Here is a 22,953-nt window from a genome sequence, read left to right on the forward strand (position 1 = left end):
TTCGTACAACGAAGAGTCGGGCCGCTACCGGGAGCTCCAGCCCCACTTCTACGTCCCCGACGAGGCCCGCAAGCTCGTCCAGGAGGGCCGGCCCGGCAAGTACGTCTTCGTGGAGGGCACGCAGGCGCAGCAGGAGCTGGTCGGGCGGGTCATGGAGGACTCGTACGTCCACGCCTACGAGGCGTACCAGGAGATGCTCGCCGCCGGAGTGGCCCGGGAGGTCGCGCGCGCGGTGCTGCCCGTCGGTCTCTTCTCCTCGATGTACGCCACCTGCAACGCCCGCTCGCTGATGCACTTCCTCGGTCTGCGCACCCAGCACGAGCTCGCGAAGGTGCCGTCCTTCCCCCAGCGGGAGATCGAGATGGTGGGCGAGCGGATGGAGGCGGAGTGGGCGAAGCTCATGCCGCTGACGCACGCCGCGTTCAATGCGAACGGCCGGGTCGCGCCGTAGCGGGCCGTCGAGTTTCGGCCAGGCACAGATGTACGGGTCAGCCGAGCGAAGTGTCCGTATTGCGGCATTTCGAGAAGTTCATCTAGCCTGATCAAACGGACCCGGCACTGCTTGAACCCCCGAGCAGGCAGTGCCGGGCTCCGCATTTGTCCTGACTTTTCCCGCCCCCCGAGGGCAGACCGTGCCCTGAGCAGCGAGTAGCGTGTTACCCATGGCTCCGACCTCGACTCCGCAGACCCCCTTCGGGCGGGTCCTCACCGCCATGGTCACGCCCTTCACGGCGGACGGCGCACTCGACCTCGACGGCGCGCAGCGGCTCGCCACCCACCTGGTGGACGCAGGCAACGACGGCCTGGTCATCAACGGCACCACCGGCGAGTCGCCCACCACCGGTGACGCGGAGAAATCGGACCTGGTACGAGCCGTCCTCGAAGCCGTCGGCGACCGTGCCCACATCATCGCCGGCGTCGGCACCAACGACACCCACCACAGCATCGAGCTGGCCCGCGCCGCCGAGAAGACAGGCGCCCACGGACTCCTCGTCGTCACGCCGTACTACAACAAGCCCCCGCAGGAGGGCCTGTACCGCCACTTCAGGGCGATCGCCGACGCCGCCGAGCTGCCGGTGATGCTGTACGACATCCCCGGCCGCAGCGGCGTCCCGATCGACACCGAGACGATCGTCCGACTCGCCGAGCACCCGCGCATCGTCGCCAACAAGGACGCCAAGGGCGACCTCGGCCGCGCCAGCTGGGCCATCGCCCGCTCCGGTCTCGCCTGGTACTCCGGCGACGACATGCTGAACCTCCCGCTGCTCTCCGTGGGCGCGGTCGGCTTCGTCTCCGTCGTCGGCCACGTCGTCACCCCCGAGCTGCGCGCCCTCGTCGACGCGTACGTCTCCGGTGACGTCCAGAAGGCCACCGAGATCCACCAGAAGCTGCTCCCGGTCTTCACCGGAATGTTCCGCACCCAGGGCGTGATGACCACCAAGGCGGCGCTCGCTCTCCAGGGTCTGCCGTCCGGACCACTGCGCGCCCCCATGGTCGAGCTTTCGCCCGAGGAGACCGCCCAGCTCAAGATCGATCTTGGTGCCGGCGGGGTACAGCTCTGACAACGGACGCCGCACGACGCGCCCACCAGACTTCACAACTGAATAGGCAGGACGAAAGCGCCTGCTTCCCCATCCACAACTGCTTTTGCACGAACGTCATGCGCGCCACGTGCCCCAGGTACGTGGCGCGCATGGTGAGGAGAGTCTTTTGAGTCATCCGCATCCTGAACTCGGCCCACCGCCCCCGCTCCCGGAGGGTGGCCTGCGGGTCACCCCGCTGGGAGGCCTCGGCGAGATCGGCCGGAACATGACCGTCTTCGAATACGGCGGCCGGCTGCTGATCGTGGACTGCGGGGTGCTCTTCCCCGAGGAGGAGCAGCCCGGAATCGACCTGATCCTGCCGGACTTCTCGTCCGTCAGGGACCGCCTCGACGACATCGAGGGCATCGTCCTCACGCACGGTCACGAGGACCACATCGGAGCGGTCCCGTACCTGCTCCGCGAGAAGCCCGACATCCCGCTGATCGGCTCCAAGCTGACGCTCGCGCTCATCGAGGCCAAGCTCCAGGAGCACCGCATCCGCCCGTACACCCTTGAGGTGACCGAGGGGAACCGCGAGCGCATCGGTCCCTTCGACTGCGAGTTCGTCGCGGTCAACCACTCCATCCCGGACGCCCTGGCCGTGGCCATCCGCACGCCCGCGGGCATGGTGGTCCACACGGGCGACTTCAAGATGGACCAGCTCCCGCTGGACAACCGCCTCACAGATCTCCACGCGTTCGCACGGCTGAGCGAGGAGGGCATCGATCTCCTCCTCTCCGACTCCACGAACGCCGAGGTCCCGGGTTTCGTTCCGCCCGAGCGCGACATCTCCAACGTCCTGCGTCAGGTCTTCGCGGGCGCCGGCAAGCGGATCATCGTGGCCAGCTTCGCCAGCCACATCCACCGCATCCAGCAGATCCTCGACGCCGCCCACGAGTACGGCCGCCGGGTCGCCTTCGTCGGCCGCTCGATGGTCCGCAACATGGGCATCGCCAGGGACCTCGGCTATCTGAAGGTGCCGCCGGGTCTGGTCGTGGACGTCAAGACGCTCGACGACCTGCCCGACCACGAGATCGTCCTCGTGTGCACCGGTTCGCAGGGCGAGCCGATGGCCGCCCTGTCCCGCATGGCCAACCGGGACCACCAGATCCGTATCGTCCAGGGCGACACGGTGATCCTGGCCTCGTCCCTGATCCCCGGCAACGAGAACGCGGTCTACCGCGTCATCAACGGCCTGACCCGCTGGGGCGCCAACGTCGTCCACAAGGGCAACGCCAAGGTCCATGTCTCCGGACACGCCTCGGCCGGTGAGCTGCTGTACTTCTACAACATCTGCCGCCCGAAGAACCTGATGCCGGTGCACGGCGAATGGCGGCACCTGCGGGCCAACGCCGAACTGGGCGCGCTGACAGGCGTTCCGCACGACCGCATCGTCATCGCCGAGGACGGCGTGGTGGTCGACCTCATCGAGGGCAAGGCCAAGATCTCGGGCAAGGTACAGGCCGGCTACGTGTACGTCGACGGCCTCTCGGTCGGCGATGTGGGCGAACCCGCGCTGAAGGACCGGAGGATCCTGGGCGACGAGGGCATCATCTCCGTCTTCGTCGTCGTGGACTCCTCCACCGGCAAGATCACTGGCGGTCCCCACATCCAGGCTCGCGGTTCCGGCATCGAGGACTCCGCCTTCAGCGCGGTCGCTCCGAAGATCACGGAAGTCCTGGAGCGGTCGGCACAGGACGGGGTCGTCGAACCCCACCAGCTGCAACAGCTCATCCGCCGCACCCTCGGCAAGTGGGTCTCCGACACCTACCGGCGCCGGCCGATGATCCTGCCTGTGGTGGTTGAGGTCTGACCCACCGTCAGTGCCTGTTCCGGAGCGGGGCCCCTCGATTTGCATCGGGGCGCCCCGCTCCAGTACGTTTACGGCTCCGCCCAGGGGGGCACCCGACGCAACTGAGCGTCAGGAGCCACCCGGACCGGGCGGAAATTCCGACTCAGAACTTCTGATAAAGTCGGAACTGCCGGAAAGGGAAACGCGAAAGCGGAAACCTGGAAAGCGCCGAGGAAATCGGAACCGGAAACGGTCTGATAGAGTCGGAAACGCAAGACCGAAGGGAAACTGCCCGGAGGAAAGCCCGAGAGTAGCTTGGGTGAGTACAAAGGAAGCGTCCGTTCCTTGAGAACTCAACAGCGTGCCAAAAATCAACGCCAGATATGTTGATACCCCGTTCCCGGCCGGATTTCCGGTTGGGGCGAGGTTCCTTTGAAGTAAAACACAGCGAGGACGCTGTGAACGGTCGGGCTTATTCCGCCTGACTGTTCCGCTCTCGTGGTGTCAACCCGATTACGGGTAAACATTCACGGAGAGTTTGATCCTGGCTCAGGACGAACGCTGGCGGCGTGCTTAACACATGCAAGTCGAACGATGAACCACTTCGGTGGGGATTAGTGGCGAACGGGTGAGTAACACGTGGGCAATCTGCCCTTCACTCTGGGACAAGCCCTGGAAACGGGGTCTAATACCGGATACAACACTCTCGGGCATCCGATGAGTGTGGAAAGCTCCGGCGGTGAAGGATGAGCCCGCGGCCTATCAGCTTGTTGGTGAGGTAACGGCTCACCAAGGCGACGACGGGTAGCCGGCCTGAGAGGGCGACCGGCCACACTGGGACTGAGACACGGCCCAGACTCCTACGGGAGGCAGCAGTGGGGAATATTGCACAATGGGCGAAAGCCTGATGCAGCGACGCCGCGTGAGGGATGACGGCCTTCGGGTTGTAAACCTCTTTCAGCAGGGAAGAAGCGAAAGTGACGGTACCTGCAGAAGAAGCGCCGGCTAACTACGTGCCAGCAGCCGCGGTAATACGTAGGGCGCGAGCGTTGTCCGGAATTATTGGGCGTAAAGAGCTCGTAGGCGGTCTGTCGCGTCGGATGTGAAAGCCCGGGGCTTAACCCCGGGTCTGCATTCGATACGGGCAGACTAGAGTGTGGTAGGGGAGATCGGAATTCCTGGTGTAGCGGTGAAATGCGCAGATATCAGGAGGAACACCGGTGGCGAAGGCGGATCTCTGGGCCATTACTGACGCTGAGGAGCGAAAGCGTGGGGAGCGAACAGGATTAGATACCCTGGTAGTCCACGCCGTAAACGGTGGGAACTAGGTGTTGGCGACATTCCACGTCGTCGGTGCCGCAGCTAACGCATTAAGTTCCCCGCCTGGGGAGTACGGCCGCAAGGCTAAAACTCAAAGGAATTGACGGGGGCCCGCACAAGCAGCGGAGCATGTGGCTTAATTCGACGCAACGCGAAGAACCTTACCAAGGCTTGACATCGCCCGGAAAGCATCAGAGATGGTGCCCCCCTTGTGGTCGGGTGACAGGTGGTGCATGGCTGTCGTCAGCTCGTGTCGTGAGATGTTGGGTTAAGTCCCGCAACGAGCGCAACCCTTGTTCTGTGTTGCCAGCATGCCCTTCGGGGTGATGGGGACTCACAGGAGACTGCCGGGGTCAACTCGGAGGAAGGTGGGGACGACGTCAAGTCATCATGCCCCTTATGTCTTGGGCTGCACACGTGCTACAATGGCAGGTACAATGAGCTGCGAAGCCGTGAGGCGGAGCGAATCTCAAAAAGCCTGTCTCAGTTCGGATTGGGGTCTGCAACTCGACCCCATGAAGTCGGAGTTGCTAGTAATCGCAGATCAGCATTGCTGCGGTGAATACGTTCCCGGGCCTTGTACACACCGCCCGTCACGTCACGAAAGTCGGTAACACCCGAAGCCGGTGGCCCAACCCCTTGTGGGAGGGAGCTGTCGAAGGTGGGACTGGCGATTGGGACGAAGTCGTAACAAGGTAGCCGTACCGGAAGGTGCGGCTGGATCACCTCCTTTCTAAGGAGCATCTAGGCTGCCGGGCTTGCCCGGTGGTCCAGGGCCATAACGCAGGCGAATGTTCTGCGGTGGTTGCTCATGGGTGGAACGTTGATTATTCGGCATCTTGAGTCATCTCAGGCTGTGAGTACTGTCCTTTCGGGGGCGTGGAAAGCTGATCTGAGTGGTGAGGGTGCCGGGCACGCTGTTGGGTGTCTGAGGGAATGAATTTTCCTTCAGTGCCGGCCCCAGTGAACTCCGGTGGTTACCGGGGGTGATGGGTGGTTGGTCGTTGTTTGAGAACTGCACAGTGGACGCGAGCATCTGTGGCCAAGTTTTTAAGGGCGCACGGTGGATGCCTTGGCACCAGGAACCGATGAAGGACGTGGGAGGCCACGATAGTCCCCGGGGAGTCGTCAACCAGGCTTTGATCCGGGGGTTTCCGAATGGGGAAACCCGGCAGTCGTCATGGGCTGTCACCCTTGCCTGAACACATAGGGCAAGTGGAGGGAACGCGGGGAAGTGAAACATCTCAGTACCCGCAGGAAGAGAAAACAACCGTGATTCCGGGAGTAGTGGCGAGCGAAACCGGATGAGGCCAAACCGTATGCGTGTGAGACCCGGCAGGGGTTGCGTATACGGGGTTGTGGGATCTCTCTTTTACAGTCTGCCGGCTGTGAGACGAGTCAGAAACCGTTGATGTAGGCGAAGGACATGCGAAAGGTCCGGCGTAGAGGGTAAGACCCCCGTAGCTGAAACATTGACGGCTCGTTTGAGAGACACCCAAGTAGCACGGGGCCCGAGAAATCCCGTGTGAATCTGGCGGGACCACCCGCTAAGCCTAAATATTCCCTGGTGACCGATAGCGGATAGTACCGTGAGGGAATGGTGAAAAGTACCGCGGGAGCGGAGTGAAATAGTACCTGAAACCGTGTGCCTACAAGCCGTGGGAGCGTCGCGCATCGAGTTTACTCGGTGCGTCGTGACTGCGTGCCTTTTGAAGAATGAGCCTGCGAGTTTGCGGTGTGTTGCGAGGTTAACCCGAGTGGGGTAGCCGTAGCGAAAGCGAGTCCGAACAGGGCGATTTTAGTAGCACGCTCAAGACCCGAAGCGGAGTGATCTAGCCATGGGCAGGTTGAAGCGGAGGTAAGACTTCGTGGAGGACCGAACCCACCAGGGTTGAAAACCTGGGGGATGACCTGTGGTTAGGGGTGAAAGGCCAATCAAACTCCGTGATAGCTGGTTCTCCCCGAAATGCATTTAGGTGCAGCGTCGTGTGTTTCTTGCCGGAGGTAGAGCACTGGATAGGCGATGGGCCCTACCGGGTTACTGACCTTAGCCAAACTCCGAATGCCGGTAAGTGAGAGCACGGCAGTGAGACTGTGGGGGATAAGCTCCATGGTCGAGAGGGAAACAGCCCAGAGCATCGACTAAGGCCCCTAAGCGTACGCTAAGTGGGAAAGGATGTGGAGTCGCACAGACAACCAGGAGGTTGGCTTAGAAGCAGCCACCCTTGAAAGAGTGCGTAATAGCTCACTGGTCTAGTGATTCCGCGCCGACAATGTAGCGGGGCTCAAGCGTACCGCCGAAGTCGTGTCATTCCAGCATATAGGGCCAACGCCTGCTGGGATGGGTAGGGGAGCGTCGTGTGCCGGGTGAAGCAGCCGCGGAAGCGAGTTGTGGACGGTTCACGAGTGAGAATGCAGGCATGAGTAGCGATACACACGTGAGAAACGTGTGCGCCGATTGACCAAGGGTTCCTGGGTCAAGCTGATCTGCCCAGGGTAAGTCGGGACCTAAGGCGAGGCCGACAGGCGTAGTCGATGGATAACCGGTTGATATTCCGGTACCCGCTGTGAAGCGTCAAACACTGAACCAGGCGATGCTAAGTCCGTGAAGCCGTTCCGGACCCTTCGGGGAAAGGAAAGTGGTGGAGCCGACGGACCAGACTTGTAGTAGGTGAGTGATGGGGTGACGCAGGAAGGTAGTCCATCCCGGGCGGTGGTTGTCCCGGGGTAAGGGTGTAGGCCGTGCGATAGGTAAATCCGTCGTACTTGTGGCTGAGACCTGATGCCGAGCCGATTGTGGTGAAGTGGATGATCCTATGCTGTCGAGAAAAGCCTCTAGCGAGTTTCATGGCGGCCCGTACCCTAAACCGACTCAGGTGGTCAGGTAGAGAATACCGAGGCGTTCGGGTGAACTATGGTTAAGGAACTCGGCAAAATGCCCCCGTAACTTCGGGAGAAGGGGGGCCATCACTGGTGATCCGATTTACTCGGTGAGCTGGAGGTGGCCGCAGAGACCAGCGAGAAGCGACTGTTTACTAAAAACACAGGTCCGTGCGAAGCCGTAAGGCGATGTATACGGACTGACGCCTGCCCGGTGCTGGAACGTTAAGGGGACCGGTTAGTCACATTTCGGTGTGGCGAAGCTGAGAACTTAAGCGCCAGTAAACGGCGGTGGTAACTATAACCATCCTAAGGTAGCGAAATTCCTTGTCGGGTAAGTTCCGACCTGCACGAATGGCGTAACGACTTCTCGACTGTCTCAACCATAGGCCCGGTGAAATTGCACTACGAGTAAAGATGCTCGTTTCGCGCAGCAGGACGGAAAGACCCCGGGACCTTTACTACAGTTTGATATTGGTGTTCGGTTCGGCTTGTGTAGGATAGCTGGGAGACTTTGAAGCTCGGACGCCAGTTCGGGTGGAGTCGTCGTTGAAATACCAGTCTGGTCGTGCTGGATGTCTAACCTGGGTCCGTGATCCGGATCAGGGACAGTGTCTGATGGGTAGTTTAACTGGGGCGGTTGCCTCCTAAAGAGTAACGGAGGCGCCCAAAGGTTCCCTCAGCCTGGTTGGCAATCAGGTGGTGAGTGTAAGTGCACAAGGGAGCTTGACTGTGAGACCGACGGGTCGAGCAGGGACGAAAGTCGGGACTAGTGATCCGGCGGTGGCTTGTGGAAGCGCCGTCGCTCAACGGATAAAAGGTACCCCGGGGATAACAGGCTGATCTTCCCCAAGAGTCCATATCGACGGGATGGTTTGGCACCTCGATGTCGGCTCGTCGCATCCTGGGGCTGGAGTCGGTCCCAAGGGTTGGGCTGTTCGCCCATTAAAGCGGTACGCGAGCTGGGTTTAGAACGTCGTGAGACAGTTCGGTCCCTATCCGCTGCGCGCGCAGGAATATTGAGAAGGGCTGTCCCTAGTACGAGAGGACCGGGACGGACGAACCTCTGGTGTGCCAGTTGTCCTGCCAAGGGCATGGCTGGTTGGCTACGTTCGGGAGGGATAACCGCTGAAAGCATCTAAGCGGGAAGCCTGCTTCGAGATGAGTATTCCCACCCACTTGATGGGGTAAGGCTCCCAGTAGACGACTGGGTTGATAGGCCAGATATGGAAGCCTGGTAACGGGTGGAGTTGACTGGTACTAATAGGCCGAGGGCTTGTCCTCAGTTGCTCGCGTCCACTGTGTTGGTTCTGAAACCACGAACAACCCCATGCCATGGTCACGGTGTGGTGCGGTTGAGTGTTTCATAGTGTTTCGGTGGTCATAGCGTGAGGGAAACGCCCGGTTACATTCCGAACCCGGAAGCTAAGCCTTACAGCGCCGATGGTACTGCAGGGGGGACCCTGTGGGAGAGTAGGACGCCGCCGAACAAATATTGAGAGCTGGTCCCCGAATTTCGATTCGGGGACCAGCTCTTTTTTGTTGTGCGTCACTTGGAGTTCACGTTGGCCGACCAGGATCCGCGCCATGGGTACCGTTGGAATGCTCAGGGCCGCGGGTGTCGGCGCCGGTGACGAAGTCGTAGTGCCGGCGTTCGGGAACCCGGAGGTCGCTCAGGCCGTGAGCCTGGCAGGGGCCGTGCCGGTGTTCGCCGACATAGACCCGGTGACGTACTGCCTGGATGCCTCGGCTGTCGAGGCCGCGGTGACGTCCCGGACGGTGGCGGCGGTCGTCGTCCACCGCTTCGGCAGGTGCGCCGATGTCGCGGCGCTTCGTCAAGTCGGGCAGCGGCACGGGCTGTTGGTGCTGGAGCAGGGGGAGTCGGAGACTCCGTACAGCGAGCTGGGGGAGCGTCGGCGCCGGGCGGCGTATCTCAGTGCGAAGCTGAAGGGCGTGCGGACTCCCGAAGGGAGCGACGGGCACACCTTCCAGCAGTACGTCGTGCGCGTGCCCGGGAACGGGCGGCCGGACCGGGACGCCTTCGCGCGGGCCGTACGGGCCAAGGGAGTCGAGTGCAGAGTGCCGGTGAAGACACCGGTGCACCGGATGCCCGGGTTCCGGCGGGACGTGTGTCTGCCCGAGACCGAGCGGGCCGCCGACGAGACGCTGGCGCTGCCCATCGGCGGTGAGATGTCGCGGCGTGAACTGCAGCGGCTGGTGTCCGCGTGCAATGCGCTCGGCGGTCTGCTGCAGCCGGCCTTCTAGGTCTTCGGATGCGGGGGCGACCCAAGGGCGTGTCCGTCTCACGGCGGTGCGCTGGGTGGTTCTGGGCAGCGGTCGAGTCGGGGTATGATCTATCTCGTTGCCGCGAGGGACACCTCGAACAGGTGACAGGCCCCTATAGCTCAGTCGGTAGAGCGTCTCCATGGTAAGGAGAAGGTCAACGGTTCGATTCCGTTTGGGGGCTCAAGTGAAAGGCCCCGCCCTATCGGGCGGGGCCTTTGTCGTGTCCGGAGTCAGTCGGTCTGGAGGCCCGGGACGCGCATGGCCAGGATGGCCATGTCGTCGGAGGGGGCGTCGGAGGCGAAGCGTTCGACCGCGCGCATGACGCGGGCCGCGACCGCGCCCGCCGTAAGGCCCGTGCAGGCGGTGAGAACCTCGGCGAGGCCGTCGTCGCCCAACATGCGGGTGCCTTCGCGGCGTTCGGTGACGCCGTCCGTGACACACAGGAGGACGTCGCCGGGGTCGAGAGTGACCGTCTGCTCGTACAGCTCCAGGTCCTCCATGACGCCGAGGAGGGCCTGTGGCTCGGCGGCGGGCTCGACCGTGCCGTCCTGGCGCAGGCGCAGCGGGAGCGGGTGGCCGGCGCAGACCACCTTCAGGAGGGCGCTGCCGTCCTCCTGGGGCCACAGCTCGCCGTACAGGAGCGTCAGGAAGCGGCTGCGGGCGCCCTCGTCGATGATCGCGGAGTTGAGGCGCTCCAGGACCGCCGGGCCCGCGTAGCCCTCGCGGGCCAGCAGGCGCAGGGCGTGGCGGGCCAGGCCGGTGACGGCGGCGGCCTCCGGGCCGGTGCCGCAGACGTCGCCGATGGCGAAGCCGTACGCGCCGTCGCGGATGGGGAAGAGGTCGTAGAAGTCGCCGCCGACCTCGTTGCCCTCGCCGGCCGCGCGGTAGATGACCTCCACCTCGACGCCGTCGATCTGGGGGAGTTCCGGCGGCAGGAGGCTGCGCTGGAGGGACTGGCTGATGGCCACGCGCTCCGAGTACAGGCGGGCGTTGTCCAGGGCCAGGGCCGCCCGGCGGGAGAGGTCCTCGGCCAACTCCAGGATCTCCTGGCGGAAGTGCTCGTCCGTGGGCTTGCCGAGGGTCAGCATGCCGATGACGCGGTTGCGGGCCACGAGCGGCAGGACGACCGTCTCGCCGCCCACCGCCGAGGCCGTCGCCAGCGTCGTGCCGATGCCCGAGCTGACCGTGGCGGGCTCGCCCAGGCCCAGGCTGCGCATGGAGGTGCGCAGCGCCGCCTGGTGGGCCGCCTCGGCGGGGGCCGTCCAGACGCGGGCGCCGGGGGTCGGGATGGGCTCCGGCGGGCGGATCTTGGAGAGGAGGGCCTTGAGGCCGTCGATGAGGTCCTCGTCCTCGTGCAGGACGTACGAAAGGTACGGGTCCGAGGCCTGGTCGGCGATCGTGTAGACCGCGCACCAGGTGGCGAGGGTCGGGATCGTCATCTGGGCCATGAGGGCGAGGGTCTGGTCGCGGTCCAGGGTGCCCGCGAGGAGGTCGGAGGCCTCGACCAGGAAGCTCAGCGAGCCGCGGCGCAGGCGCTCCAGCTCGCCCAGCCGGGCCGACTCGACGGCCAGGGCGATGCGGTCGGCGGCGAACTGCAGGCGCAGGGCCTCCTCGTTGGAGTAGCGGCCCTGGGACTCGGCGGCGACGCCCAGGGAGCCCGTGAGGCGGCCCTCGACCTTGAGGGGGACCGTGACGACCGAGCGCATGCCCGTGCCGTTGAGGAGCGGGACGGCGCCGGGGACGGCCGTGAGGTCGTCGTGGACGGCGGGCATCCGGGCGGAGCCGTAGCGGCCGGGGCCGGCGTCCACGGGGACGCGGGCGAAGCGCTGGCGGGCCGACGGGAGACCGGTGGAGGCCCGGACTTCCAGTTCCGTCTCGTCGTCGGTCGCGAGGAGCAGGAAGGCGGAGTCGCCGTCGAGCATGTCGCGGGCGCGCTCGACCGTGCGCTGGAGGAGGCCGTCGAGGTCGTCCGGGGCGGGGGACCCGATGAAGACCTCGAAGGGGTCCGTGGCCTGGCCGTCGCCGGAACCGGATCCGTCGCCCGCGGCCATGCGCAGCGGGGTCTGCAGGACGGCGCGCTCGTGGTCCCGGACGAGGAGACAGACCGTGGAGGGGTCGCCCGCGGTGTCGCGGACCCGGAGGTGGGAGGCGTAGACGGGCGTCACCCGGCCGTTGGCGGCGCGGATGCCGTAACTGCCCTCCCAGCGGGAGAGTTGGAGGGCCTCGGCGACGCCGGTGCTGGTGCCGGGGGTGTGCGGCCAGGCGGCGAGGTCGGTGAGGGGCTTGCCGATGACGTGGTCGGGGGCGTAACCGAAGAGTTCCTCGGCGTCCTCGTTCCAGGCGCCGATCGCGCCCGCGCGGTCGATCTGGACGACCGCGACGCGGACCCGCCCGTCGGCGAGCGGGAGCAGCTCGGCGGGGAGGGCCGGGCCGGCGGAGCGGGTGCCCACGGGGCGGTCGGGCAGGTCGAGTTGGAACCAGACCTGCTTGTGCGTGGGGGTGTACTCGACGCCCCAGCGGGTGGCCATCGCCGCGCACAGCTGGAGGCCGCGGCCGCCCTCGCGGTCCGGGTTGCCCATGTTGATGTGGCTGCCCTGGAGAGGGATCTCACGCTCGGGATATCTGTCGGCGACCTCGATGCGTACGCCGTCGTCGGCGCGCAGGCACAGGACGTCGGCGGAGGTGCCCGCGTGGACGACCGCGTTGGTGACGAGTTCGCTGGTGAGGACCACCGCGTCGTCGACGATGTCGGCGAAGCCCCAGCCCTGGAGGGTGTCGCGGACGAACGAGCGGGCGGTCGCGACGGATCGTGAGACGGCAGCGAAGCTGGCGGCCGCGCGCGCGGTGATCACGGCACTCCTTGTCCGGTTCTCGATGTGGGGGGGTCCTGGGACGGCCTCCTGCCGTGGCAGTGGCTGGTTCTCCGTCGGCCTGGGTTCCTGGGGGGTCTCCCCGGGATGCAGTCCGGTGGTCATGGTGAGGCCGCCCCTCCGATGCCTGCCCGCTCGTGCTCGTGCGCCACCGCCCAGGCCGGACGGGACCGGCATGGCTGGACAGCCGCATGCAAGGTTACTTACCTTCGCCGTCCATGCGGATGCCGGTCGTCTGTGTTTCCGCCCGGAGGTGTGCGGACCGTGTGCGAAGCTGCCGAACTGTTATGGCCTGGTTCAGCCATGGTGAAACACTGGGCAGGCTTCCGGGAGAAGGCCGGACGGGTCCGAGTACCTTCCCGGTGCGGCGTAGAGCGGCATCGGGCCCGCCGGGCGGAAGTATCCGAGTACGAAGCGGTACGAGTGGTACGAACAGTGTGAGCAGTACGTAGCGTTCGAATGCGGTGACGTACGTCCAGCAGGAACGAACGGTCGACCCTTGCGGGAGGGACACAGTGGAGTCTGGCGCAGCGACGCGAGGCACTAAGGCGCGCGCGAAAGGCGGACAGTCCCTGAGTGACAAGCGCACATCACGTAAACCGCGCAATGGGACCACCACTGTGGACACCGCTGCCCTGAACCGGCTGCTCACGGCGTTGGAAGCGATGCGGGACGGCAATTTCCGCAAGCGGCTGACGGTGTCGGGCGACGGTGTGATGGCCGAGATCGCCGCCGTGTACAACGAGGTGGCGGACCGGAATCTGCACCTGACGGGTGAGTTGTCGCGGGTGCGGCGTGTGGTGGGGCGTGAGGGGAAGCTCACCGAGCGGCTGGAGACGGGGGCCACCGAGGGGTCCTGGGCGGCCGCGATCGACGCGTCGAACGCGCTGGTCGACGACCTCGTACGGCCTGTCTCCGAGGTGAGCCGGGTGCTGTCGGCCGTCGCGGAAGGTGATCTGTCGCCGCGGATGGAACTGCGGTCGCAGGGGCCGGACGGGACCGGGCATCCGCTGCGCGGGGAGTTCCTGAAGGTCGGGCGTACGGTCAACAACCTGGTCGATCAGTTGTCGACGTTCACCGACGAGGTCACGCGGGTGGCCAGCGAGGTGGGCACCGAGGGCAAGCTGGGCGGGCAGGCCAAGGTGCGCGGCATGTCCGGTTCGTGGAAGGACCTGACGGAGTCCGTCAACACCATGGCGCACCGGCTCACCGCACAGGTGAGGGACATCGCACTGGTGACGACCGCGGTCGCGAAGGGTGACTTGTCCCGGAAGGTCACGGTTCATGTGGCCGGGGAGATGCTGGAGCTGAAGGAGACCGTCAACACGATGGTCGACCAGCTCTCGGCCTTCTCCTCCGAGGTGACCCGGGTCGCCCGTGAGGTGGGCACCGACGGTCAGCTCGGCGGGCAGGCCGAGGTGCCGGGTGTGGCGGGTGTGTGGAAGGAACTCACCGATTCGGTGAACACCATGGCCGGCAATCTCACCGCGCAGGTGCGTGGGATCGCGCAGGTCACCACGGCCGTCGCCAACGGTGACCTGTCGCAGAAGGTGACCGTGCCCGCACGCGGGGAGGTCGCCAAGCTCGCCGAGACCATCAACCAGATGACCGAGACGCTGCGGATCTTCGCGGACGAGGTCACGCGGGTGGCGAACGAGGTGGGTGCCGAGGGCCGGCTGGGCGGTCAGGCGCAGGTGCCGGGCGCGGCGGGGACGTGGAAGGACCTCACCGATTCGGTGAACACGGTCTTCCGGAACCTCACGATCCAGGTACGGGACATCGCGGCGGTGACGACGGCCGTGGCCAACGGCGATCTCTCGCAGAAGGTCACCGTGGATGTGGCCGGCGAGATGCTGGAGCTGAAGAACACCGTCAACGGGATGGTCGACCAGCTCTCCTCCTTCGGTGACGAGGTCACGCGGGTGGCCAACGAGGTGGGTGCCGAGGGCCGGCTGGGCGGTCAGGCGCAGGTGCCGGGCGCGGCCGGTACATGGAAGGACCTGACGGACTCCGTCAACACGGCGTTCCGCAATCTCACCGGACAGGTGAGGAACATCGCGGCGGTGACGACGGCCGTGGCCAACGGCGACCTCTCGCAGAAGGTCACCGTCGATGTCGCGGGCGAGATGCTCGAACTGAAGAACACCGTGAACACGATGGTGGACCAGCTGTCGTCGTTCGCCGACCAGGTGACGCGGATGGCCCGGGATGTGGGCACGGAGGGCCGGCTCGGCGGTCAGGCCCGGGTGGACGGTGTGTCGGGGACGTGGAAGGAACTCACCGACTCCGTCAACTCGATGGCCGGCAACCTCACCTCGCAGGTGCGCAACATCGCGCAGGTGACGACGGCCGTGGCGCGGGGCGACCTGTCCCAGAAGATCGACGTCGACGCGCGCGGCGAGATCCTGGAGCTGAAGAACACCATCAACACGATGGTCGACCAGCTCTCCTCCTTCGCCGACCAGGTGACCCGCGTGGCCCGGGATGTGGGCACGGAGGGCCGGCTCGGCGGTCAGGCGCAGGTGCCCGGGGTCGCCGGTGTGTGGCGTGACCTCACCGAGTCCGTGAACGGCATGGCCGGCAACCTGACCGGCCAGGTCCGCAACATCGCTCAGGTCGCCACGGCGGTGGCCCGCGGTGACCTGTCCCAGAAGATCACCGTGGACGCGCGCGGCGAGATCCTGGAGCTGAAGAACACGCTGAACACGATGGTGGACCAGCTGTCGTCGTTCGCGGAGGAGGTGACCCGGGTCGCCCGCGAGGTGGGCACGGAGGGTCAGCTCGGCGGTCAGGCCGAGGTGCAGGGTGTCTCCGGCACCTGGAAGGACCTCACGCAGTCGGTGAACTTCATGGCGAACAACCTGACGATCCAGGTGCGTCAGATCGCCGAGGTCACCACCGCCGTCGCGAAGGGCGACCTGTCGAAGAAGATCACCGTCGACGCGAAGGGCGAGATCCTCGAACTCGTCACCACCGTCAACACGATGGTCGACCAGCTGTCGTCCTTCGCCGAGCAGGTGACCCGGGTCGCCCGCGAGGTGGGCACCGAGGGCATCCTGGGCGGCCAGGCGCATGTGCCGGGCATCACCGGCATCTGGAAGGACCTCAGCGGCAATGTGAACCTGATGGCCAAGAACCTCACCATGCAGGTGCGGAACATCTCCCAGGTCGCGGCCGCCGTCGCCAACGGTGACCTGACCCGTACGGTGACGATCGAGGCGGCCGGTGAGGTCGCGGAGCTGGCCGACACCTTCAACAGCATGGTGAAGACGCTCAGTTCGTTCGCCGACCAGGTCACCAAGGTGGCCCGCGAGGTGGGCACGGACGGCATCCTGGGCGGCCAGGCGCACGTACCGGGTGTGGCGGGCACGTGGAAGGACCTCACCGAGTCCGTGAACTCGATGGCGTCCAACCTGACCGGCCAGGTCCGCAACATCGCCATGGTGACGACCGCCATCGCCAAGGGCGATCTGACCAAGAAGATCGACATCGACGCGCGCGGCGAGATCCTGGAGCTGAAGACCACCATCAACACGATGGTCGACCAGCTGTCGTCCTTCGCCGAGGAGGTCACCCGCGTGGCCCGCGAGGTGGGCACCGAGGGCCAGCTGGGCGGCCTCGCGCGCGTGCGGGACGTCGACGGCACCTGGCGGGACCTCACCGAGTCGGTGAACGAGATGGCCGGGAACCTGACCCGGCAGGTGCGCGCCATCGCGCGCGTGGCCACCGCGGTGACCCGGGGCGACCTGAACCTCAAGATCGACGTCGACGCGTCCGGCGAGATCAAGGAGCTGCAGGACTACATCAACAAGATGATCGCCAACCTGCGCGACACGACGATCGCCAACCAGGAGCAGGACTGGCTCAAGGGCAACCTCGCCCGGATCTCCGCCCTGATGCAGGGCCGCCGGGACCTGGCCGACGTGGCCTCGCTGATCATGAGCGAGCTGACGCCGGTGGTGTCCGCGCAGCACGGCGCCTTCTTCCTCGCGCTGCCGTTCCTCGACGGCAAGGACCTGGCCCCCGACAACGACGACCAGTACGAGCTGCGCATGCTGGGCTCGTACGGCTACTCCATGGGGTCCATGCCGGCGTCCTTCCGGCCGGGTGAGGCACTGGTGGGGACGGCGGCGAAGGAGAAGCGCACGATCCTGGTGGAGAACGCGCCGAGCGGTTATCTGAAGATCTCCTCCGGGCTCGGCGAGGCGCCTCCGGCGCAGGTGATCGTGCTGCCGGTGCTCTTCGAGGGGACCGTGCTCGGTGTGATCGAGCTGGCGTCCTTCACGCCGTTCACGCAGATCCAGAAAGACTTCCTGAACCAGATCGCGGAGATGATCGCGACCAGCGTCAACACGATCTCCGTCAACACCAAGACCGAGGTGCTGCTGAAGCAGTCGCAGGAGCTGACCGAGCAACTGCGTGAGCGCTCCGACGAGTTGGAGAACCGGCAGGAGGCCCTCCAGGCGTCCAACGCCGAGCTGGAGGAGAAGGCCGAGCTGCTGGCCCGGCAGAACCGCGACATCGAGGTGAAGAACACCGAGATCGAGGAGGCGCGGCAGGTTCTGGAGGAGCGCGCCGAGCAGCTCGCGGTCTCGATGCGTTACAAGAGCGAGTTCCTGGCGAACATGTCGCACGAGCTGCGCACCCCGCTCAACTCGCTGCTGATCCTCGCCAAGCTGCTCGCCGACAACGCCGAGTCGAACCTGACGCCCAAGCAGGTCGAGTTCGCCGAGACCATCCACGGGGCGGGCTCGGACCTGCTCCAGCTGATCAACGACATCCTGGACCTGTCGAAGGTCGAGGCGGGCAAGATGGACGTCTCGCCGACCCGTATCGCCCTCGTCCAGCTCGTCGACTACGTGGAGGCCACCTTCCGGCCGCTGACCGCGGAGAAGGGCCTGGACTTCTCGGTGCGGGTCTCGCCGGAGCTGCCCGCCACGCTGCACACGGACGAGCAGCGCCTGTTGCAGGTGCTGCGGAACCTGCTGTCCAACGCGGTGAAGTTCACCGACTCGGGGGCTGTGGAGCTGGTCATCCGGCCGGCCGGGGCGGATGTGCCGGTGGCCATCAAGGAGCAGCTGCTGGAGGCGGGCTCGCTGCGGGACGCGGACGCCGACATGATCGCGTTCTCGGTGACGGACACCGGCATCGGAATCGCGGCCGGCAAGATGCGGGTCATCTTCGAGGCGTTCAAGCAGGCGGACGGCACCACGAGCCGCAAGTACGGCGGTACGGGCCTGGGGCTGTCCATCTCACGCGAGATCGCCCGGCTGCTGGGCGGCGAGATCCATGCGCAGAGCGAGCCCGGACGCGGTTCCACCTTCACCCTGTATTTGCCGCTGCACCCGAGCGAACTGCCCCCGCAGGGCTACGCGAACAGTGCCCCCGACTCGCTGGAGGCGGGGGAGCTGCTGGCCTCCGAGCCCGAGCACACCGAGACACCGGCCGAGGTGAAGTCGTACCGCGAGACCCAGAACGGGGCCGCGGCACTCTTCCGCAGGCGCCGCAGGCCCGTGTCGGCCGGCTCCGCCTCCGACCTGCTCCGGCAGGACAACGGGCAGCCGCAGGAGGACTGGACGCAGCTGGCCGCGCAGGAGGCGGCGGTCCCGTCGCGCCGGACGATCAGCTTCGACGGGGAGAAGGTGCTCATCGTCGACGACGACATCCGCAACGTCTTCGCGCTCACCAGCGTCCTGGAGCAGCACGGCCTGTCGGTGCTGTACGCCGAGAACGGCCGTGAGGGCATCGAGGTCCTGGAACAGCACGACGACGTGACGGTCGTCCTGATGGACATCATGATGCCCGAGATGGATGGGTACGCGACGACCACGGCGATCCGCCGGATGCCCCAGTTCGCCGGACTGCCGATCATCGCGCTGACGGCCAAGGCGATGAAGGGCGACCGGGAGAAGGCGATCGACTCGGGGGCCTCGGACTATGTGACCAAGCCCGTCGATCCGGATCATCTACTGGAGGTCATGGAGCAGTGGATGCGGAGTGGGTGACGGAAGGTACGGCTCGTCGTCACAACCCGTGGAGGGGCGCGCGGAGTTGCTGACGGAGTGTGGCCGAGGCCGTGTAGAAACGCGGGATTCGGGGAACCTTCTGGTCCCCTGTCGCGTTTCTGCTACGAGCACAGTGACATCACGGTGACAGGGTGTGGCGACGGGCGGGGTGCGGCTACGATGACCGGCACAAGGACGGGTGGCGCGAGGGAGTCGTCCCCTGGGGTGGCACCGACCGGTGTCACGCCGAGTCCTGCGGACAGGGGAGGCCCCAAGCCGGGGCGAGGAGGGCGGGCCATGGTGCAGAAGGCCAAGATCCTCCTGGTCGATGACCGGCCGGAGAATCTGTTGGCGCTGGAGGCCATCCTCTCCGCGCTCGATCAGACACTGGTGCGGGCATCGTCCGGGGAGGAAGCGCTCAAGGCGCTGTTGACGGACGACTTCGCGGTCATCCTGCTGGACGTCCAGATGCCGGGAATGGACGGTTTCGAGACGGCCGCGCACATCAAGCGGCGTGAACGGACCCGGGACATCCCGATCATCTTCCTCACCGCCATCAACCACGGACCGCATCACACGTTCCGTGGGTATGCGGCGGGTGCGGTCGACTACATCTCGAAGCCGTTCGACCCTTGGGTGCTGCGTGCCAAGGTCTCGGTGTTCGTCGAGCTGTACATGAAGAACTGCCAGCTCAGGGAGCAGGCGGCGCTGCTGCGGCTGCAGTTGGAGGGTGGCGGCAAGGGCGCTGCGGGCGGTTCGAAGGAGCCTGCCGGCGGCATTCTCGCCGAGCTGTCCGCGCGGCTCGCGGCCGTCGAGGAGCAGGCGGAGGCGCTGTCCAAGCAGCTCGACGACGACTCGGCGGACGCGGCGGCGGTCGCCACCGCCGCGCATCTCGAACGCAAACTGACGGGTCTGCGCAGGGCGCTGGACGCGTTGGAGCCGGGCACGGGCGGGCCCTCGCCGATGCCGTCGCAGAACTGAGCACATCCCGGGGCACGTCCCCGGGTGCGTTCCCGGGCGCGGGCGGGGTCCTCCAAGTGGCCCCGGTCCGCGCCCGTTTGCGTACGGTCGTCGTGCGGGGTGAGGGCCTGTCAGGGTGCGTCACTTTCGGGCCCGGAGTCCGCGACACGAACGGGTGAAGCAGTAGGCACACGTGTCGGCTGTGGTCTCCACCGGTAACCTCACACTCATGGCCTCACGTCAGTCCGCAGCGAAGAAGCCGGCCGCGAAGAAGGCGGCCGCTCCGACGAAGGCTCCGGCGAAGAAGGCCCCCGCGAAGAAAGCCGCCGCCAGGAAGGCACCCGCCAAGCGGGCGGCGGCGAGGAAGACGGCCCCTCCGAAGCCGGCGCCCAGTCCCACCGGAGGCGTGTACAGACTCGTACGCGCCGTCTGGCTCGGTGCCGCGCACGCGGTCGGCGCCGTCTTCCGTGGCATAGGGCAGGGCGCGAAGGGTCTCGACCCGGCGCACCGCAAGGACGGTGTCGCGCTCCTGCTGCTCGCCCTCAGCCTGATCGTCGCCGCCGGCACCTGGTCCAACCTGCGCGGCCCCGTCGGTGATCTCGTCGAGATGCTCGTGACCGGCGCCTTCGGCCGGCTCGACCTGCTCGTGCCGATACTGCTCGCGGTCATTGCCGTGAGGTTCATCCGGCACCCCGAGAAGCCCGACGCCAACGGACGCATCGTCATCGGCCTGTCCGCGCTCGTCATCGGCATCCTCGGCCAGGTCCACCTCGCGTGCGGCTCGCCCGCGCGCAGCGCCGGGATGCAGGCGATAAGGGATGCCGGCGGACTCATCGGCTGGGGCACGGCCACCCCGCTGACGTACACCATGGGCGAGGCCCTGGCCGTGGCGATGCTCGTGCTGCTCACCGTCTTCGGTCTGCTCGTCGTCACCGCGACGCCGGTCAACGCGATTCCGCAGCGGCTGCGGCTGCTCGGGCAGAAGCTGGGCATCGTCGCGGACGACGCCGTCGAGTACGACGACGTCGCCGAGTACGGCGAGGACGACGCCCGCTACGACGAGCAGTGGCGCGACGCGCTGCCCGCGCGCCCCCGCAGGCGCGGCTCCGCCCCCGAGCCGTACGACCCCGACGGCGCCGAGCAGGAGGCCCTCACCCGGCGACGCCCGCGGCGCTCCGCCGTCCGCCAGCCCGACCCGAACCGCCCGATGGACGCCGTGGACGTCGCCGCGGCGGCCGCCGCCGCGCTCGACGGGGCGGTGCTGCACGGCATGCCGCCCTCGCCGGTGGTCGCCGACCTGACCCAGGGCGTGAGCGTGGGCGACCGGGAGGAGACCACTCCGGTCCCGGCCGCGCGCAGCAAGGCCTCCAAGGAGGACCCCCCGGCCGCCAGGCCGCCCAAGGGCGCCCGGCAGGACTCCCTGGTGCCGGACCTGACCAAGCAGGCCCCGGACGAGCCCCGCGAGCTGCCGCCGCGCGCCGAGCAGCTCCAGCTCGCCGGCGACATCACCTACTCCCTGCCCTCACTGGACCTCCTGGAGCGGGGCGGCCCCGGCAAGACCCGCAGCGCGGCCAACGACGCCATAGTGGCCTCCTTGTCCAACGTGTTCTCCGAGTTCAAGGTCGACGCCTCCGTCACCGGCTTCACCCGCGGACCGACGGTCACCCGGTACGAGGTCGAGCTGGGCCCGGCGGTGAAGGTCGAGCGGATCACCGCGCTCACCAAGAACATCGCCTACGCCGTCGCCAGCCCGGACGTACGGATCATCAGCCCCATCCCCGGCAAGTCGGCCGTCGGCATCGAGATCCCCAACACCGACCGCGAGATGGTCAACCTGGGTGACGTCCTGCGTCTCGCGGACGCGGCCGAGGACGACCATCCGATGCTGGTCGCGCTCGGCAAGGACGTCGAGGGCGGCTATGTGATGGCCAACCTGGCGAAGATGCCGCACGTGCTCGTCGCGGGTGCGACCGGCTCCGGCAAATCGTCCTGCATCAACTGCCTGATCACCTCGGTCATGGTCCGCGCGACCCCCGAGGACGTCCGCATGGTCCTCGTCGACCCCAAGCGCGTCGAACTGACCGCCTACGAGGGCATCCCGCACCTCATCACGCCGATCATCACCAACCCCAAGCGGGCCGCCGAGGCACTGCAGTGGGTCGTGCGCGAGATGGACCTGCGCTACGACGACCTGGCCGCGTTCGGCTACCGGCACATCGACGACTTCAACGAGGCCATCCGCAACGGCAAGGTCAAGCTGCCGGAGGGCAGTGAGCGCGAGCTGCAGCCGTACCCGTACCTGCTGGTCATCGTGGACGAGCTGGCCGACCTGATGATGGTGGCGCCCAGGGACGTCGAGGACGCGATCGTGCGGATCACGCAGCTCGCGCGTGCGGCCGGCATCCATCTGGTGCTCGCCACGCAGCGGCCGTCCGTGGACGTCGTCACGGGTCTGATCAAGGCGAACGTGCCCTCGCGGCTCGCCTTCGCCACCTCCTCGCTCGCCGACTCGCGCGTCATCCTCGACCAGCCCGGCGCGGAGAAGCTGATCGGCAAGGGCGACGGGCTGTTCCTGCCGATGGGGGCGAACAAGCCGACCCGTATGCAGGGCGCGTTCGTGACCGAGGGCGAGGTCGCGGCGATCGTGCAGCACTGCAAGGACCAGATGGCGCCCGTCTTCCGGGACGACGTCACCGTGGGCACCAAGCAGAAGAAGGAGATCGACGAGGAGATCGGCGACGACCTGGACCTGCTGTGCCAGGCGGCCGAACTGGTCGTCTCCACGCAGTTCGGCTCCACCTCGATGCTCCAGCGCAAGCTGCGCGTCGGCTTCGCCAAGGCCGGGCGGCTCATGGACCTCATGGAGTCCCGGGGCATCGTGGGGCCGAGCGAGGGCTCCAAGGCACGTGACGTTCTGGTGAAGCCCGACGAGCTGGACGGCGTGCTGGCCGTGATCCGGGGGGAGACTGGGGCGTAGGGACCGTAGACGGGATCGCGGAGGGGCGCGGCTGGGGCGCACGGCGGGGATCACCGATTGCCGGGCGGGCGGAACACGGATGCGATTACGGCATCCGGGTAGGCGAACGTGACTGATCCGTAAGGAAAGGGTGAGCAACCGTTTCCCTTCGGCGTACGTCAAGTTGGACGAGGCGACAGATCTGTGCCCCACCCTCACCACCAGCAGGATGACCGGCCATTCTGATGGCGTACAAAGTCCCACCGCCCGGTTGCCCCACCCTTTCGTACCCCCCCTAGAC

Annotated in this window: 7 protein-coding genes, 1 tRNA gene, 3 rRNA genes and 1 pseudogene; 11 read left to right on the top strand and 1 reads right to left on the bottom strand. The window is 66.3% G+C overall.

Going from position 1 to position 22,953, the window contains the following annotated elements:
* Position 1 precedes the first annotated feature (1 nt).
* The 8 genes and pseudogenes from thyX to STRBO_RS0109510 all read left to right on the top strand — a co-directional run.
* Positions 2–451, top strand: a pseudogene (thyX, locus tag STRBO_RS44485) (FAD-dependent thymidylate synthase); the annotation flags it as partial.
* A 211-nt stretch (positions 452–662) separates the two neighbouring features.
* On the top strand, positions 663–1,562 hold the full coding sequence (gene dapA / locus STRBO_RS0109480) for a 4-hydroxy-tetrahydrodipicolinate synthase (RefSeq protein WP_005479644.1): 900 nt from the start codon (positions 663–665) through the stop codon (positions 1,560–1,562).
* A gap of 148 nt (positions 1,563–1,710) precedes the next feature.
* Entirely contained in the window at positions 1,711–3,396 is a 1,686-nt protein-coding gene (locus STRBO_RS0109485) for a ribonuclease J (RefSeq protein WP_020114107.1), read from the top strand.
* 505 nt (positions 3,397–3,901) lie between these two features.
* Positions 3,902–5,428: ribosomal RNA gene (locus STRBO_RS40005) — 16S ribosomal RNA — on the top strand.
* Positions 5,429–5,735: 307 nt separating this feature from the next.
* Positions 5,736–8,859, top strand: a 23S ribosomal RNA gene (locus tag STRBO_RS0109495).
* A gap of 89 nt (positions 8,860–8,948) precedes the next feature.
* Positions 8,949–9,065, top strand: a 5S ribosomal RNA gene (rrf, locus tag STRBO_RS0109500).
* The 16S, 23S and 5S rRNA genes sit together here, the layout of an rRNA operon.
* Positions 9,066–9,177: 112 nt before the next feature.
* Positions 9,178–9,840, top strand: coding sequence for a DegT/DnrJ/EryC1/StrS family aminotransferase (locus STRBO_RS0109505; RefSeq protein WP_005481422.1), 663 nt, complete (start codon positions 9,178–9,180; stop codon positions 9,838–9,840).
* Between the two features lie 129 nt (positions 9,841–9,969).
* Positions 9,970–10,042: transfer RNA gene (locus STRBO_RS0109510), tRNA-Thr, on the top strand.
* A 49-nt stretch (positions 10,043–10,091) separates the two neighbouring features.
* Here the strand turns inward: STRBO_RS0109510 and STRBO_RS0109515 are convergent.
* Positions 10,092–12,836: a SpoIIE family protein phosphatase gene (locus STRBO_RS0109515; RefSeq protein ID WP_005481424.1), complete on the bottom strand. Its 2,745-nt coding sequence runs from the start codon at positions 12,834–12,836 to the stop codon at positions 10,092–10,094.
* A gap of 410 nt (positions 12,837–13,246) precedes the next feature.
* Between STRBO_RS0109515 and STRBO_RS0109520 the strand changes: the two genes are divergently transcribed.
* The 3 genes from STRBO_RS0109520 to STRBO_RS0109530 all read left to right on the top strand — a co-directional run bounded on the left by STRBO_RS0109520 (position 13,247) and on the right by STRBO_RS0109530 (position 22,673).
* Positions 13,247–18,736 (top strand): HAMP domain-containing protein, encoded by a 5,490-nt coding sequence (locus tag STRBO_RS0109520; RefSeq protein WP_086016340.1) that lies wholly within the window; start codon positions 13,247–13,249, stop codon positions 18,734–18,736.
* A gap of 297 nt (positions 18,737–19,033) precedes the next feature.
* Entirely contained in the window at positions 19,034–19,717 is a 684-nt protein-coding gene (locus tag STRBO_RS0109525) for a response regulator (protein ID WP_005481428.1), read from the top strand.
* Positions 19,718–19,925: 208 nt separating this feature from the next.
* Positions 19,926–22,673 (top strand): FtsK/SpoIIIE family DNA translocase, encoded by a 2,748-nt coding sequence (locus STRBO_RS0109530; protein WP_202499241.1) that lies wholly within the window; start codon positions 19,926–19,928, stop codon positions 22,671–22,673.
* The last annotated feature ends 280 nt before the right edge of the window (positions 22,674–22,953 follow it).

It is taken from the genome of Streptomyces bottropensis ATCC 25435 (assembly GCF_000383595.1).
GTDB lineage: Bacteria > Actinomycetota > Actinomycetes > Streptomycetales > Streptomycetaceae > Streptomyces > Streptomyces bottropensis.

Excerpts from the sequence above, each read along its gene's own strand:
- STRBO_RS0109515 (WP_005481424.1), bottom strand. The coding sequence starts at position 12,836 with ATGACCACCGGACTGCATCCCGGGGAGACCCCCCAGGAACCCAGGCCG.
- STRBO_RS0109505 (WP_005481422.1), top strand. The coding sequence starts at position 9,178 with ATGCTCAGGGCCGCGGGTGTCGGCGCCGGTGACGAAGTCGTAGTGCCG.
- STRBO_RS0109525 (WP_005481428.1), top strand. The coding sequence starts at position 19,034 with ATGGTGCAGAAGGCCAAGATCCTCCTGGTCGATGACCGGCCGGAGAAT.
- dapA (WP_005479644.1), top strand. The coding sequence starts at position 663 with ATGGCTCCGACCTCGACTCCGCAGACCCCCTTCGGGCGGGTCCTCACC.
- STRBO_RS0109530 (WP_202499241.1), top strand. The coding sequence starts at position 19,926 with ATGGCCTCACGTCAGTCCGCAGCGAAGAAGCCGGCCGCGAAGAAGGCG.